Source organism: Lacticaseibacillus sp. 866-1, from assembly GCF_016861825.1.
Classification (GTDB): Bacteria; Bacillota; Bacilli; order Lactobacillales; family Lactobacillaceae; genus Lacticaseibacillus.
Map to the genome: position 1 here is coordinate 13,854 of NZ_BOLU01000022.1, position 14,700 is coordinate 28,553.

The following is a 14,700-nucleotide window of genomic DNA, read 5'->3' on the forward strand; positions in this document are numbered from 1 at the left end:
CTATATTTATGTAAGCATGTCAAGCGCTGTCATTTTTAGTACGACAAAATCAGTCTTAAGTCTGAGAAGAGAATACTTTGGTGAAAACGCGTGTCTATCACCCATCGTTGTGCGAAGATATAATTATCATACCGAAACCGAGGTTGACTATGGAAACAAAACGCACTGCTAAAAAATTTGTCGATGTTCGCGGCGCCATCATCACCGGTGTCGTCGTCTTGATCCTCGGCGGGCTGTTGTTTGTCGCCCACCAGTGGCTCTGGGGGGCCCTCACCCTGGTGCTCGGCGGGTGGGTTAGCTGGCACATCCTGACGCACATCCCCACCAAGGACGGTCACCCCACCAACCGCTCGGACATCTCCCGGGCAGAAACAGATAACCACTTCCAGCCGCTGGACTGGGAACCGGTCAAGTCCGCACAGGACGCTGAAGCGCTGCTGACCAGCAAGCTGGGCGACCAGGACTGGCATACAGTCAGCGGCACCGTCGCGATTTCGGCGCCGATCCAGTTCGTCGTGGCAGCTTCTGACGGCACCACGAAAATCGTGACGGCGGCCGGGCAGATCATCGCCGATGACGGGAGTGATACCAATGAAGAAGGAAAATAAATTGGGCTGCGGCGGCGCCATCGTCCTGATTATTCTGTTCTCGTTTCTGGTTACCTACTGGTACGTGTTCGTGGCCATCGGCCTGATCGGGTTTGCCGTGTGGTACTACTATCACCGCAAGCAAACCGAAGCAAAGGCGGCGGCCGAGGCTAAGGCCAAGCAAGAACAAGCCGAGGCAGACGTCGCCGATCGGATCAGGCAGTTCAAGCAGCTGCTGGACGAAGGCGCCATCACCCAAGAAGAATTTGACCGCCAAAAAGCCAAGATCCTGGGCGAGCACGACGATTTGAACTTTTAGCGCATGACCTGTCGCCTACTGGGCGGCTTTTTTCTTTTCAAAGCTTCAAGGAGGCTTTTGACAATGGCACGTCATCCGGAAACGCCACAAGAAATGGCAAATAAGGCAATCATCAGCAAGCACCTCAACGCCTTGCTGCTGGCCCGAGGCACGACCCAGGCCAAGGTCAGCGACGCGACGCACATCCCTCGCAGCACCCTGACCGGCTACTTCAAAGGCACCACGACCCCGAGCGCGGTCAACGCCAGCAAGCTCGCCGCCTTTTTCGACGTGTCTCGCGACCAGATCGATCCGCGCTACGGTACGCCGGCCGGCGTTGGCGTCGTCGATTTGGCGGCTGACACCAACACCATTTTGTATCAAGGCAAGCCCTTGTCGCACCGCGAGCTGCTCCTGATCCGCCATACGCTAGACATAGCCAGACACAGCCAACCACATTAAAATAGCCGCATTCCTCGTTTGGAATGCAGCTTTGCTGTGCCAGCCGGGATTCGAACCCGGGACAAATGGTTTAGAAGACCATTGCTCTATCCAACTGAGCTACTGGCACATTGAACCTGTTTATTATACGGATGCGCCGCTGGCCCTGTCAACGCGCCCCGGCTTGAATGACAGGCGCCGCTCGGCTACACTGGTGCTATTAATGAAAAAGAAATGAGGAATCAATTTGAAACTCAACCAAAACGGCCGGATTCAAGCCGACCATGCCACTCAGCTCAAGGAACTGCAGGCCATCGGCTTTGCCCCTGACCTGGTGCAATCGCTGGCAGACGCTGCCAACGGCGCCTTTCGCAAACTTTTCCCAGAAGCTTTTAGTGAAACTGCCAAACAGCAAGCCTTAGCCGCCATCGCGGTAACCGACTCCCAGGACCTGGCACAGCTGCTGGCCAGCAAACCAAACCAGATTTCTCGCACCGACTTTTACGCTGTCGCCCTTCAGCTCCTGGGCTTTGAGGCAGGCACTGATTACCAGCTGAAAGATAGCCTCGCATTCATGGCTGAGACCAAACTGCCCGTAGTCGCCAGTGACATCACCACCACCGCTGACTTCTGGGCTGCCTTGTACCTGCTGCTGTGCACCCGCACCAAACACCTGGTGACGCTGATCGACGCGCTGGCCGCACGGGGCTTTTACCGCGATTTTCAGACTGGCAAGGCCACGCCCGAGTTCCTGTTCTTCAATGGTAAAGCGCAGGACGTATTTGACGCCCGCAAAGTATACCGCGAGGTGGTCTGGGTCGAATCCGACATGGACACCGACCACGACGGCAAGCGCGACATGCTGGAAACCACGATTTTTCGGCCGAAGGAAACTGACCAAGGGGTCAAAATGCCTGTATTATTTACCGCTAACCCCTACTTTCACGGCACCAACGATGTCGACTGGATCACCCACAAACCGGATCCTAAGCTGGCGGTGAAGACGCATTCCTACACCAAGGATGAAGTCACGTACCAGCCGGTGGCCCTCGCCGAGCTGCCGCACCAGCAAGTGAACGGTGAAAGCAAAACCGCCGAGGTCTACTCCGACCAAGGCGGCAGTTACATGTTCAATGACTACATGCTGGGCCGCGGCTTTGTCACTGTTTACTCTGGCGGGGTCGGTACGCGCGGCTCCGACGGCATGCGGTCGACCGGTGGCACCAGCGAGACCGACTCAGCCGTGGCCGTCATCCAGTGGCTCACCGGCAAGCGCCGTGCCTTCACGAACCGCACCGACGGTATCGAGATCAAGGCCTGGTGGTGCAATGGCAAAGTCGCGATGACCGGCAAGTCCTACCTGGGCACCCTGTCGATTGCGGCCGCGACCAGCGGCGTTGAGGGGCTCAAGACGGTCATCTCCGAATCCGCCATTTCCAGCTGGTACGACTACTACCGCGAAAATGGCCTGGTGGTCGCGCCCGGAGGGTTCCAAGGCGAAGATGCCGATGTTTTGGCCGTGGACACCTTTTCCCGGCAAAAGCAGGCCGGCGATCTGCTTAAAATCAAGGCAGAGTGGGACAAGACCCTGGCGGCCATCACGAAGGATCAGGACCGTGAATTCGGCGACTACACCAAATGGTGGGACGAACGCAACTACCGCAACAATCTGAAAAACATCAAGGCTGACGTCATCATCGAACACGGCCTGAACGACTGGAACGTCAAGCCAGCCAACGCGATTCGGTACTGGAACGGCATCCAGGACCTGCCCATCAACAAGAAGCTGTTTCTTCATCAAGGTCAGCACACTTACCTCGACAACATTCGCTCGCTGGATTTTGCCGACCAGCTGAACCTGTGGCTGTCCTACGAGCTGCTTGACGTTGATAACGGCGCCCCTTCAGCCCTGCCAAACGTCACGGTTCAAGACAACGTGGCACCCGAGACCTGGCACACCTACGACGAATTCGGCACCGCAGATGCGAAGCACGAAGACAAAACTTACAACCTGCAAGACAACATGGCCAGCAAGCGCGCCGGGTTCCCGGACAACGCCACCGCGATTTTCAATGAGGATAAGGAAGACTCAGACGGCTTTGAGGCTGAGATCATTAAGCCAGACTCTAAGTACAACGGTGCGCGGCTCTGGCTGGACCTGCCGGCCGACACTCACGATGTCACGCTTGAAGGCGTCCCGCATCTGAAACTGCGCCTGTGGATCGATCAGCCGACCGCGATTTTGTCCGCGCGGCTGGTCGACGTCGGTGAAGCCAAGCGCTTCGCCCCTGTAGCCGGGGTCGTTGATCCCGCTGGTTGGGACCTGGGCTACGACTACAAGGCCGTCAGCATCCAGGAGTTCAAGCCGGCCAAGGAAACGGATAGCAAACTGGTCTCCTTCGGCCACGTCAACGTTCAAAACCAACAGAACGCTTACGAGAACGTCCCGGTTAAGCCGGGTGAACCATTCACCGTAGACTTCGATTTGCAGCCGACTCACCTGCATCTGCCAGCCGGCCGCCACCTCGCCCTGATCATCCATGGTGCCGATATGGCCCAGACCCAGCGCACGGAAACGGTGGTCAACTTCCACATCGATCTGGCAAACAGCACGCTGACACTGCGGTACCGGAAGTAATACAAAAGCAGACCCAGCTGAGAATTTTCTCAGCTGGGTCTGTTTTTATTCATGGAAAGATTTTGGGCGGGGTACCTAATCGGGCCCCGGGTTCGCAGCTAACGCATGTCAGCCTGTAACTCGCTGCGCTCGGACAGGCTGATCAACGGGGGAGCAGCTAGCTACGCTGAAGGCCTCCCCGCCAAAAACCAGCGGTAATGCCTTCAGCTAGGCTACCTGTCCCCCTAAAGCCGCGAACCCTGCGCACCTTTTAGTACAGCTCCAAATATTGATCCCGTTCCCATTCGGAAACGCTCTGGCGGTAAGCTGCCCATTCGAGATCCTTGGAATCCACGAAGCTGTGGTACAAGTGGTCGCCTAAAGCACCACTGACGATTGGGTCGGCTTCCAGCGCCTTCAGTGCGTTGTGCAAGGTAGACGGCAAGTCTTGGATGTGGTTGGCCTTGCGCTCGGTGTCCTGCATCTTGTAGATGTTGCGATCGACCGCTTCCTCTGGATCAAGCTGGTTGCGCACGCCGTCGAGGCCGGCCTCGAGGACCGCCGCGATGGCCAAGTATGGGTTGGCAGTCGCATCAACCGAGCGCATCTCCAGGCGCGTCCCGAGCTTGCGGGACTGTGGCACGCGGATCAGCGGGCTGCGGTTGGTGCCGGACCAGGCGATGTAAACCGGGGCTTCAAAGCCTGGGACCAAACGCTTGTAGGAGTTGACCGTCGGGTTGTTGATGGCGGTCAAGCCGCGGGCATGGGCCAAGAGACCCGCCAAGAAGTGCATCGCGGTGCTTGAAAGCTGATCATCCGTGCTGGCGTCGTAAAAGGCGTTGCCGTCCTTGTCGAACAGGGACATGTTGATATGCATCCCCGACCCGTTGATGCCGTGGATTGGTTTTGGCATGAAGGTCGCGTACAGGCCGTGCTTGCGGGCAATGGTCTTCACGACCAGCTTGAAGGTTTGGATGTTATCGGCGGCGTCCACCGCATCGGCGTACTTGAAGTCGATTTCGTGCTGGCCAGGCGCAACTTCGTGGTGAGAGGCCTCAACTTCAAAGTTCATCTTTTCCAGTTCGAGCACAATGTCGCGGCGGCAATTTTCGCCCATGTCCAGCGGCGCAAAGTCGAAGTAGGACCCCTTGTCGTTAAGCTTCAGGGACGGGTCCCCGTTTTCATCCAGCTTGAAGAGGAAAAATTCCGGCTCTGGGCCGATGTTGAAGGCGGTGTAGCCGGCCTTGTGGGCGTCTTCCATCACGCGAATCAAGTTGTTGCGCGGATCGCCCATGAACGGCTTGCCGTCCGGCGTGTGGACACTGCAGATCAGCCGGGCGATCTTGCCGCCGTCGTTTTCCCACGGAAAAAGCAGCCAGGTGTCCAGGTCCGGGTACAGCAGCATATCCGATTCCTCGATGCGGACAAAGCCGTCGATCGAGCTGCCGTCGAAGGTGATTTTGTTGGCCAAGACCTTCTCCAGCTGGGAGACCGGCACTTCGACATTCTTGTTGATGCCGTTAATGTCGGTAAACATCAGGCGCAAAAATTCAACGTTTTGATCCTTAACACTCTGCCGGATCATGTCGGCAGTAATCGGTTCTTTAGCCATGAGCCACTCCTTTGCGTTTATCCTACAGTCTGAACCCAAATCCCTGCGTTGGACTATCCCCACGCGGGTTCAGCCGTCCCTGATTCAACAACTCCGAGCGAAGCGCCGCCCGGACTTCCTCGTCGGAAAGCTTTGTCTTCGGCTTTGGCTGCTTTTGGGCATCCCTCAGCTCGGCCAACGAAAACCCTGCCGCCAGCTGACTGTGGATCTCAACCAAGTCGTCAACGTCCTTCAAGGAGTACATGCGGTGATTACCAGGCGTGCGAAGCGGATGCAGCAACCCCTGCGCCTCGTAATAACGGATCTGCCGCGCCGTGAGGTCGGTGAGCGCGATCACTGTGCTGATCGGCAGCACCGCCCGCGTGCGAATATCACTGAGTTCCGGCATGGCAGTCCCTCCTTCACGCAGACAACCATACCAATAGACGAAAAAGGCGTCAACTGTTGATGTCAGATAACCTGACAAACAAATAAATTTTTATCTTCAAAGGCCTAGCTTAACCAGTTTGCGACCAAGGTATCGGCCTCCCGCAGCCCCTGGTCGGGCTCTGCAATCAGGTCCAACCAGTGCGTCGGCAGCTGGTGGCGAAAATACGTCAACTGGCGCTTGGCGTAATGCCGCGAATTCTTTTTGATCAGCGCGATTGTGTCTGCTAGGCTCGCCGCCCCGGCAAAATACGGCAGCCACTCCTTATAGCCAATGGCTTTGAGCGCCTGCGCATCCGACGCGCTGGTTTGAAGCACCCGCCGCACCTCGGCTTCAAGCCCTTCTGCCACCATCTGGTCGACCCGCTGATCGATGCGAGCGTAAAGCACGGCGCGGTCGGTCGTCAGGCCAAGCACCAGCGCGTCAAAAGCAGGCTCTGGAATAATCTGCGCAGAAAACTTGTGCCCGGTGGTTTCGATCACCTCGAGCGCCCGGATCACCCGCCGGCTGTTGCCCACCGGGATTTTTCGCGCGGCCTCAGGGTCTTGCGCGTTCAGCTGCGCCCACAGCCAGTCCTCGCCGCGGTCAGCCAAGGCCTGCTGCCACTTGCTGCGGGCGGGGCTTTCGGCGTGCTCCCCCAGCGGCAGCGCCAGGCGCAGCGCATTGAGGTAAAAGCCGGTGCCGCCAACGATGATCGGCAGCTTGCCGCGCCCTTTGATGTCGGCAATCGCCGCCTCTGCCCTTTTTTGAAATTGCGCGGCGGAAAACGGCTCGCCAGGCGCCACGATGTCAATGAGGTGATGCGGCACGCCTTCCATATCTTCCGGCGTGACCTTGGCGGTGCCAATGTCCATCCCTCGATAAATCTGAAAGGCGTCCCCGTTGATCACTTCGCCGTTAAACTGTTGGGCCAGTCTCACGCCGAGTGCACTTTTACCGGTGGCAGTCGGGCCGCCGATCATCAACACTTGAGTTTTCAATGGATTTTGCTCACTTTCTGTCATGTCATCTAGTATAATGAAATTAGCACCTAAAGTTCCAGAGAGGGAGGGATTTTCGTGAAGCACAAATTTTTGAAGGGGTTCCTGGTTGGCGTCGTCGCTTCGGCCGGCGCAGTGGCCAGCTCCGTGTTTGCATTCAAGAAGTCTTACATCGAGCCCGTAGAAACCAAAGTCGACGAGATCAATGAGAATCGGCGCAAGGCCAACCGCAAGCAGCACGCATCACACCAAGGCTAAGCACAATAAAACCCCTGCCAAAGCGCAGGGGTTTTATTTAGTCTTCAAATTCTTTGGCTTTTTTCGTTTTACCAGACCAGTTATCGTAGCCGCCCTTGAGGAAGTACAGGTGCTCGAACCCGGCCTTTTTCATGCGGCGCGCCGCCTTGACGGAAACGGCGCCAGTCAGATCGTACATGTAAACCGGCAGGTCCTTGCGCAGCTCGATCATCCGCTGCTTCAGCTGGGTGTACGGCAGGTCCCGTGCGCCCAGAATGTGGCCGGCGTCAAAGTCCTTTTTTTCACGCAGGTCAATGATCTGCGCCTTGCGCATGTTCTGCTCAAACTCTTCCGGCGTGATCTCGCCGCCGACTGACTTCAGGCGCGATTTCTGCCACTGTGTCAGCAGCCAATTTGCCGCCCAGACCAAAAGGCCCAGACCAATCAACACCAGCAAAAAATTCCCCATAACCAAAAACGTCCTTTCAATCGCCGTCTGCAGGCGGCACAAGTTAATTCTAGTGTATCACAAAAGCCTCAGGTATAGACCCGAGGCCGAAGGTTTTGCGTAAATTGTCCTATGGGCGCGCCAGACTGGCCGCACCGACCACGCCGGCCGTGTTGCCCAGCGTTGCCAGGCGCAGGTGGGTCGTGTTGCGGACGTTCGGGAACGTGAACTGGTCGAAGTACTTCTGCACCCGCGTGAGCAGGAAGTCGCCGGCTGCGGAAACGCCGCCGCCGATCAGCAGGTACTCTGGGTTCAGCACGTTGCCCAGGTTGCCCAGGCCAAGCCCCAGGTAGTAGCAAACCTTGTCAACAATCATCAGCGCCAGCTTGTCACCGGCCTGTGCGCAGTCGAAGACGATCTTGGAGGAAATGTCATCCCCGTCGTCGAGAATCTGCTTCAGCTTGGAGTCCCCGGCGTATTCTTCTGCCATGTCGCGGGCCACGTGCACGATACCCGTGGCCGACGCAACGGTTTCCAGGCAGCCGCGCTTGCCGCAGGTGCACATGTAGCCGTTCGGCTCAACGGTGACGTGGCCGACCTCACCGGCCGACCCCGCCACGCCGTGCAGCAGAATGCCGTCAGAGACAATGCCGGCGCCGATTCCGGTGCCCAAAGCAACCAGCGTGACGTTATCCGACTTGTCGCCGGCGCCCTTCCACTGCTCGCCCATCGCGGCGACGTTGACGTCGTTGTCGATGGCAAACGGGATGCCAGTGGCGGCTTCAATCTCGCGCTTCGGGTACTGCATGGTCTTCCAGTTCAGGTTGTAGGCGCCAATGACGGTGCCCTGGACCGAGTCGACTGTGCCCGGGGTCCCCATGCCGATGCCAACAAAATCATCGGCTGTCATATTGTACAGTTTCAGGTGATCTTGAATCGAGGCAATAATGTCCGGGATAATGTGACTACCCTCGTCCAGAATGTTGGTGTCAATGCTCCAGCGCTGCTGGATCTCGCCGTCCTCGGTGAGAATTGCGAACTTGCAGGTCGTACCGCCAAGGTCGACCCCCATCAATTTTTTGTCAGCCATTGCTTTTTCCTCCATCATCATTAATCAAGGGATGCTTTTCTTCCTGTTCGTGCTCGTGGCGCAAAATGATCTTGGCCGACGCATAGGTGCGGTCATCGATCAGGCTTGATTCGTGCAGGCGGTCCACTTCCACGGCGGCCAGCTCAATGTCCCAGAGCCGCTTACCGACGTGAATGTAAGTCCCGTAACGCTTAAGCAGTTGCAGTACATCGTAGAAAGTCTTCATAGCGCACTTCCAAAGGCGAAAATCAGCAGTGCCGCGCTGGCCGCGACCAGTGCGAACAGCGACCCGACTCGGCGCGGCATCGAGGTTTCCCCAAGGTTCGGGGCCCCCAGCGCGTAGGCGATCAGGAAGCCGCCGATGAAGCCGCCGATGTGACCGTAAATATCGACGCCGGTCATAAACAGATCGAAGACAATGTTCAGCGCCGCCAGCATCACGAACTGCCGCGAAATCGCGCGGATCCCGGCATTGTCGCGGTACCCGTCGTAAAGCATCAGATAGGCGCCCATCATGCCAAACAGCGCCGTCGACGCCCCTGCCGCCAGCCCCGTGGGGTTGAACGCCGCACTGGCGAGGTTACCGGTGAAGCCGGACACCAGATACAGCACTAAGAACCGCCAGTGCCCAAAAATCCGCTCGGTCAGACTGCCCAGGTAAAACAGCGTGACGCCGTTGACCAGAATGTGCATGAGCCCGATGTGAACAAAAATCGGCGTGATCAGCCGCCACCATTGGCCGGCCTCGATCAGCGGATTCCACCGCGCACCAAAGCGCACCAGCACGTAATTGTTCGTGGACCCGCCGTTCACGGTTTCAAGCAGGAACACCAACACCGTCAGGGCAAACAGTACGTACGTCATATACGGCTGATTCTTCAATCGTCTAAGTGAATATTGCAACCGCTTGGCTCCTTCCTGAGACTTCAGACAACAAACCGGCACCGGGTGGACCCGCTGCCGGCTGCCACAAGTGACCAGGGAAAAACGCTCCCAAGCTCACTAAATAGTTTAGCATCTTTGCCTGGCTTTTCCTAGCCAAGGCGCGGTGAACCCGGTCATTAACCGGGATTGGCGGCCTTTTGGTTATAGTTCTTCTCCGCCGGCACCTTGTACAGATCGTAGTAGTCCTGGAACATCAGCTTGGCGATGTCGTACGCGTAACTGGACATCTTCCCCAGGTTAGGGACGACGACCGCGACGGCGACTTGCGGATTCTTCGCGGGCGCGTAGCCGATGAAGCTCTGCGTGATGGCCTCGATCGGCTCACCATTGGGATTGGTCGGATTCGGCGTGAAGGTCTGCGCGGTCCCGGTCTTGCCGGCAACGCCCGGATTCAGGGAGCCCAGCGCCGTCCCGGTCGCGTAACCGGAGGTCCCATGAACGACCTGCCACATGCCCTGCTTGACCAAATTGATCTGGTCCTGGGTGTTCTTGACCTTAGACAGGACAGTCGGGGTGGTGGTGTCGAGCACTGGGCCTTCGCTGCCGTTGCTGAGGGTCTGGCTGACGCTCTTGACGATGTACGGCTTCATCCGGTACCCGTTGTTGGCCAGCGTGCTGACGTACTGAATCGCCTGGATCAGCGTGTAAGTATCAAAGTTCCCGTAGGATAAGTCCAGTGCCGAACCCACTTGGAACAGCCCGTCCATGGTCGTGGGCCCTTCCTGGCCGCTGATCTCTCCTGGCAGGTCGATGCCGGTTTTCTGACCAAGGCCGAACTGATTAAAGTACCCACGCATCTTGGTGAAGATGTCCTTGTCCATGAACAAATGAGAATTAGGTGCGTAATTAGCGTGCCCCTCCTTCATCGCCAAGTGCATCATGTACGTGTTTGAGGACACCTCAAGGGCCTTGGTCGCGTTCAGGGAACTAAAGGTGTTGATCCCATAGTCGGATTTTTTGACCGGGGTGTTCTTCAGGTAAATGGCGGTGTCGGCCTGGGTGTTGTTGTTGACCGTGATGACGCCGTCTTGTAGCGCCCCCAGCACCATGGCCGGCTTGACGATGGACCCCATCGCAAACGAGCGGTTCAACACGCCCAGCGAGTCGCTGGTGACTTCATGCGTCTTAGCGTCTTGGTGCAGCCCCGAAATGGCGAGAATTGCGCCGGTTTTGGGATTCATCGCGACGGCGTAAGCCCCGTCGGAGACGCTGGTCATACCGGCCGACTTCGCCTGGTTGAAGACGTTTTGGACGTCGGCATCCACCTTTTGCTGGTAGGCCGAGTTGATGGTGAGGTTCAGGTTGGCGCCTTGCTCGCCCTTGAACTCGGTGGTTTGGCTGACAATGTTGTTATTGCTGCCGATGCCGACCTCAGTCCGCGACTTGGCACCCTTCAACACGTTTTCGTATTCTTTTTCCAGGTAGGACGTGCCGACGCGGTCGTTGCGCGCGTACCCGTTGGCCAAATACTCGTTGACGGTTTCGGCAGGCAAGCCGGTTTTTTCCGAGGACACGGTGCCGATGATACTCAGCATGGACTTGCCGTTCGGATACGAGCGGTCCCAGTCGGTGCCCAGGTTAATGCCCGGCATGGCCGTCAGGTGCTCGCCGACTTGCGCGACCTCGTCCTGGGTCACGTCACGGTCCTTCAGGTAAACGGTCGTCAGCTGGGCAGCACCGTTCATCTTCTTATAAAACGCCGCGGCCGTTTTCTCCCGGTCGGAGTAGTCTGGCAGGTGCTTCATCGCGTAGGCCACTTCCGCCTTGTACTGCTTGCTGGTGTCGGTCGTAGTTTGAAGCGCCTTGGGCAGCTGGGCGATCACCGCTTTTTCGTTGGTCTTATCCGCCAGGTAGTAGTCCGCGTAGTCGCGCTTGCGCATACCAGATTCATCAATGGTCACGTACTTGGCCAGCTCATCGGCGGTTTGACGCATTTTTTCCGCCGCGACGCCGACGCTTTTGGTGTAGACGATGGCGCTGTTGGCCGCATTTGCCACCAGCAGCCGCCCTTCGGAGTCATAGATCTGACCGCGCGGCACGGCAGAGGTGACCACGGCGGAATCCGTCGAGTCTACATCCGCGCGAAACTTCGACCCGTTCATGATCTGCAGGTACGCTAACTGCGCCACCAGCGCGGCCAGCAGCAGAAACACGAAGAAGAATAAAATGTTGAGCCGAGCGGGAATGTGCGAGCGCTCGCGCTTCGGCTTGGGGGTACGAATGTATTTCACGGTCTCTCTCCTTTTGTAACCCTTCAAGTGTAGCAAAAACCGACCGGCTCCGCCACGCCTTGCTGGCTTTCATGTTACTATGGAACAAGCAAATTCGTGCGCTGGAAGCCTGAATGTTTACTCTTTTGTAAGCGCGCTGGAAAGGAGCCTGCCATGCGGTTGGTTCACTGGCTCAAACACCATCCCCTCGTCTTGGCCGCGTGCGTCCCGGCCCTGATCATGGCCGGCTACTACATCGCCACCAAAGTCTGGCCATTCGGGAACAATTCGATCATGACCGTCGACATGGGGCAGCAGTACATCGATTACTACAGCTACTACCGGCAAACCCTCTTCGGTCATCCGGGGCAGTTTTTCTACGCCTTCAACAAAGCCCTGGGCGGGGATGCCCTGGGGATCTGGGCCTACTATCTGATGAGCCCCTTCAACCTGATCCTGCTGCTGTTTCCGCAAAGCGCGCTGGATCTCGCCATCACGGTGATGACCCTCGCCAAGTATGCGGCCGCCGGGGCGGCCATGGGCCTGTACGTCAAGCGCCACGGCGGCGACTGGCCATGGGTCGTGGGGTTTGCCACCGCCTACGCCCTCTCCGGCTGGGCGCTGGCCAATCAGCTCAACTTGATGTGGCTGGACGCCGCAGTGTTCCTGCCAATGATTGCACTGGGCGTGGACACTTTGATCAAAAGGCTGCGGCCGTGGCCGTTTCTGGGCTGGCTGACTTTGGCCATCATCACCAATTACTACATGGCCTACATGACCGTGCTGTTCATTGTGGGCTACTTCGGCCTGCGTCTGATTGAAGCGCGACTGTCATTGCGCCAAAGCCTGCGGGCATGCGGCCGCTTCGCTGGCGCCGGGCTCTTAGCCGGCGGGCTGTCAGCGTGGCTGCTGCTGCCGACCGTTTTCCAGCTCGGCCAAAGCAAAGGCACCTACACCGAGACCCACATTCGCTGGACGCACTTTGACACCACGCCGCTGCAACAGCTGGGCAAGTTTTTCGCCGGCTCGTTTTCCTACGGCCAAATGCCGTCGGGGCAGGCCAACATTTTCATCGGCAGCATTGCGCTAATCGGCTTTTTGCTTTACTTCTTCACCAAGGAGATCCGCTGGCAGGAAAAAGTCTACGCGTTCCTGTTCACCGCCTTCCTCGCCGTGTCGCTCAGCTGGTCGCCGCTTGACCTGCTGTGGCACGGGATGCAGTATCCGGTCTGGTACCCATACCGCTTCTCGTTCGTGGTGTGCTTCTGGATGATGGCGCTGGCCTGGCGTGCGCTGCGCCTGCGGCCAAACGGGATCACCGTGCCCCAGCTGCTGCTCAGCCTAGTGGTCTTCACCGCACTTGACCTGACGGTGTTCCTGCGCCGGGCCCAGTACCCTTACCTCACCACTAATACCATCTGGCTGACCATCATTTTGGACGCGCTGGCCCTGGTGGGGCTGGCCATGCTGTCGGACCGGCGGCCGGCTTTTGCCATTGGCGTCTGCTTGCTGATGCTGGTCGATGCCGGCAGCAATGCGGTGCTCACCTTGAACCAGCTGTCTTATATCAGCCACTCGGATTATCACACCTACACTGAAGCGCTACGCAGCGGCATCGCGGCCGCGAAGGCGCATGTCGGCGATGACGATCGCATTGGCAAAACCACCTTGCGCTCGAAAAATGACCCGATGCAGGTGGGTTACCTGGGGACCGATCAGTTCACGTCCATGATGGAACCGGCCGCCCCTAAGTTCTTCGGGGCCATCGGTCAAAGCGCCGGCGATGGGTTTGTCGCTTACACCGACGGCACAGTGATCACGGATGCTTTACTGGACCTCAAAGGGTTTATCACCCCGCGCCTCGACGCACCGCTAAGCATCTTTCTCCCCCAGGTCTCTGCCCGGCCTGACCTGTTCGACTACAATCAGGTCGCCCAAACCACCGCCTTCACGGTTTACGAGAACCCGTACGCGCCAGGGCTGGGGTTTGTCGCTTCAAACCGGATCCTGAAGACCACCCTCATGGCGTCTGAACCGGTGATCAATCAGGAGCGCATTTTGGCCGCGCTGAGCGGCGGCCAAACGGTTCCTGATTTGTTCACCGCTCAACCCCTCAGTCCGATGGCAGTCCATGGCGGCACCGTCAGTGCTAACAACGTCACCAAAAAGCCGGTGGCCAAGCAGACCACCGTCACGTACACCTTCACCGCCAGCACCACCGACCCTTACTACTTGCAAATTGGGGCTAACTTCACCGACAACTTGGTGAGCCTGACGCAAAACGGCCGCAGCGTGCCGATTTACGACACCTTCCGCGACCGCGAGCTGCTGAATGTGACCCCGAGTGCCCCAGGCAAGAAGCAGACCCTGGTCTTTACGCTGAGCAAAGACAGCGCGGACTTCGGCGATCTCCGCCTGTTCAGCTTAGACATGTCAAAAACGGCAGTGCAACTGAACGCCCTGAAAGACCAGGCCTGGCAGCTCACAAACCGCACCGACCGCGGTCTGACCGCAACGGCCACCGCCACTTCAAAGCACCAGGTCCTCATGACCTCGATTCCTTACGCGGCCGGCTGGCGAGTCAAAGTCGATGGTCAGCCGGTCAAGGTGAAAAAAGTCCTCGGCTATTTGATGGCGATCCCGCTGACCAAGGGCCAACATGACATCACCATGACCTACACCCCGCCGTACTTCTGGCCAGGGGTCCTGATCAGTTTGGTGGCGATTGGGCTGCTGCTGCTCTGGCTGCGGTTCCCGCCGCGCGGTACGCCAGTCGCCCCAGGTCGGCTCCGCTCACGCCATTAAAAA

Annotated in this window: 14 protein-coding genes and 1 tRNA gene; 6 read left to right on the plus strand and 9 right to left on the minus strand. The window is 58.0% G+C overall.

What is annotated here, in order from left to right:
• Positions 1 to 149: 149 nt before the first annotated feature.
• From JUE30_RS07870 to JUE30_RS07880, 3 genes are all read left to right on the plus strand, one after another.
• The gene (locus tag JUE30_RS07870) at positions 150 to 608 is read left to right on the plus strand and encodes a hypothetical protein (protein ID WP_203624383.1); all 459 of its coding nucleotides are present in this window, start codon (positions 150 to 152) and stop codon (positions 606 to 608) included.
• Positions 592 to 906 (plus strand): SHOCT domain-containing protein, encoded by a 315-nt coding sequence (locus JUE30_RS07875; RefSeq protein ID WP_239061384.1) that lies wholly within the window; start codon positions 592 to 594, stop codon positions 904 to 906. The genes JUE30_RS07870 and JUE30_RS07875 overlap by 17 nt, the downstream gene beginning before the upstream one ends.
• 63 nt (positions 907 to 969) lie before the next feature.
• Positions 970 to 1,347 carry a helix-turn-helix transcriptional regulator gene (locus JUE30_RS07880; protein ID WP_203624385.1) on the plus strand — a complete coding sequence of 126 codons (378 nt, stop codon included), beginning with the start codon at positions 970 to 972 and terminating at the stop codon, positions 1,345 to 1,347.
• Positions 1,348 to 1,382: 35 nt separating this feature from the next.
• Here the strand turns inward: JUE30_RS07880 and JUE30_RS07885 are convergent.
• Positions 1,383 to 1,456 (minus strand) — tRNA-Arg (locus JUE30_RS07885).
• 117 nt (positions 1,457 to 1,573) lie between these two features.
• Between JUE30_RS07885 and JUE30_RS07890 the strand changes: the two genes are divergently transcribed.
• Positions 1,574 to 3,964 carry a Xaa-Pro dipeptidyl-peptidase gene (locus tag JUE30_RS07890; protein WP_203624386.1) on the plus strand — a complete coding sequence of 797 codons (2,391 nt, stop codon included), beginning with the start codon at positions 1,574 to 1,576 and terminating at the stop codon, positions 3,962 to 3,964.
• A 250-nt stretch (positions 3,965 to 4,214) separates the two neighbouring features.
• Here the strand turns inward: JUE30_RS07890 and glnA are convergent, their stop codons facing one another.
• The 3 genes from glnA to miaA all read right to left on the minus strand — a co-directional run bounded on the left by glnA (position 4,215) and on the right by miaA (position 6,986).
• Entirely contained in the window at positions 4,215 to 5,555 is a 1,341-nt protein-coding gene (glnA, locus tag JUE30_RS07895; protein WP_125756338.1) for a type I glutamate--ammonia ligase, read from the minus strand.
• A 22-nt stretch (positions 5,556 to 5,577) separates the two neighbouring features.
• Positions 5,578 to 5,943, minus strand: coding sequence for a MerR family transcriptional regulator (locus JUE30_RS07900; protein ID WP_203624387.1), 366 nt, complete (start codon positions 5,941 to 5,943; stop codon positions 5,578 to 5,580).
• A 104-nt stretch (positions 5,944 to 6,047) separates the two neighbouring features.
• Positions 6,048 to 6,986, minus strand: coding sequence for a tRNA (adenosine(37)-N6)-dimethylallyltransferase MiaA (gene miaA, locus JUE30_RS07905; protein WP_203624388.1), 939 nt, complete (start codon positions 6,984 to 6,986; stop codon positions 6,048 to 6,050).
• A gap of 54 nt (positions 6,987 to 7,040) precedes the next feature.
• Between miaA and JUE30_RS07910 the strand changes: the two genes are divergently transcribed.
• On the plus strand, positions 7,041 to 7,220 hold the full coding sequence (locus JUE30_RS07910; protein WP_056989194.1) for a DUF3042 family protein: 180 nt from the start codon (positions 7,041 to 7,043) through the stop codon (positions 7,218 to 7,220).
• 37 nt (positions 7,221 to 7,257) lie between these two features.
• Here the strand turns inward: JUE30_RS07910 and JUE30_RS07915 are convergent, their stop codons facing one another.
• The 5 genes from JUE30_RS07915 to JUE30_RS07935 form a co-directional block, all read right to left on the minus strand.
• The gene (locus JUE30_RS07915) at positions 7,258 to 7,668 is read right to left on the minus strand and encodes a rhodanese-like domain-containing protein (protein ID WP_203624389.1); all 411 of its coding nucleotides are present in this window, start codon (positions 7,666 to 7,668) and stop codon (positions 7,258 to 7,260) included.
• Between the two features lie 109 nt (positions 7,669 to 7,777).
• Positions 7,778 to 8,737, minus strand: coding sequence for an ROK family glucokinase (locus JUE30_RS07920; RefSeq protein ID WP_203624390.1), 960 nt, complete (start codon positions 8,735 to 8,737; stop codon positions 7,778 to 7,780).
• Positions 8,730 to 8,963, minus strand: a complete 234-nt coding sequence (locus tag JUE30_RS07925; RefSeq protein WP_125756348.1) for a YqgQ family protein — start codon at positions 8,961 to 8,963, stop codon at positions 8,730 to 8,732. Before JUE30_RS07925 ends, JUE30_RS07920 begins: the two co-directional genes overlap by 8 nt.
• On the minus strand, positions 8,960 to 9,640 hold the full coding sequence (locus JUE30_RS07930; RefSeq protein ID WP_374706448.1) for a rhomboid family intramembrane serine protease: 681 nt from the start codon (positions 9,638 to 9,640) through the stop codon (positions 8,960 to 8,962). The genes JUE30_RS07925 and JUE30_RS07930 overlap by 4 nt, the downstream gene beginning before the upstream one ends.
• Positions 9,641 to 9,798: 158 nt before the next feature.
• Positions 9,799 to 11,913, minus strand: a complete 2,115-nt coding sequence (locus JUE30_RS07935) for a penicillin-binding protein 2 (protein ID WP_203624391.1) — start codon at positions 11,911 to 11,913, stop codon at positions 9,799 to 9,801.
• Between the two features lie 153 nt (positions 11,914 to 12,066).
• Between JUE30_RS07935 and JUE30_RS07940 the strand changes: the two genes are divergently transcribed.
• Positions 12,067 to 14,697 carry a YfhO family protein gene (locus JUE30_RS07940; protein WP_203624392.1) on the plus strand — a complete coding sequence of 877 codons (2,631 nt, stop codon included), beginning with the start codon at positions 12,067 to 12,069 and terminating at the stop codon, positions 14,695 to 14,697.
• The last annotated feature ends 3 nt before the right edge of the window (positions 14,698 to 14,700 follow it).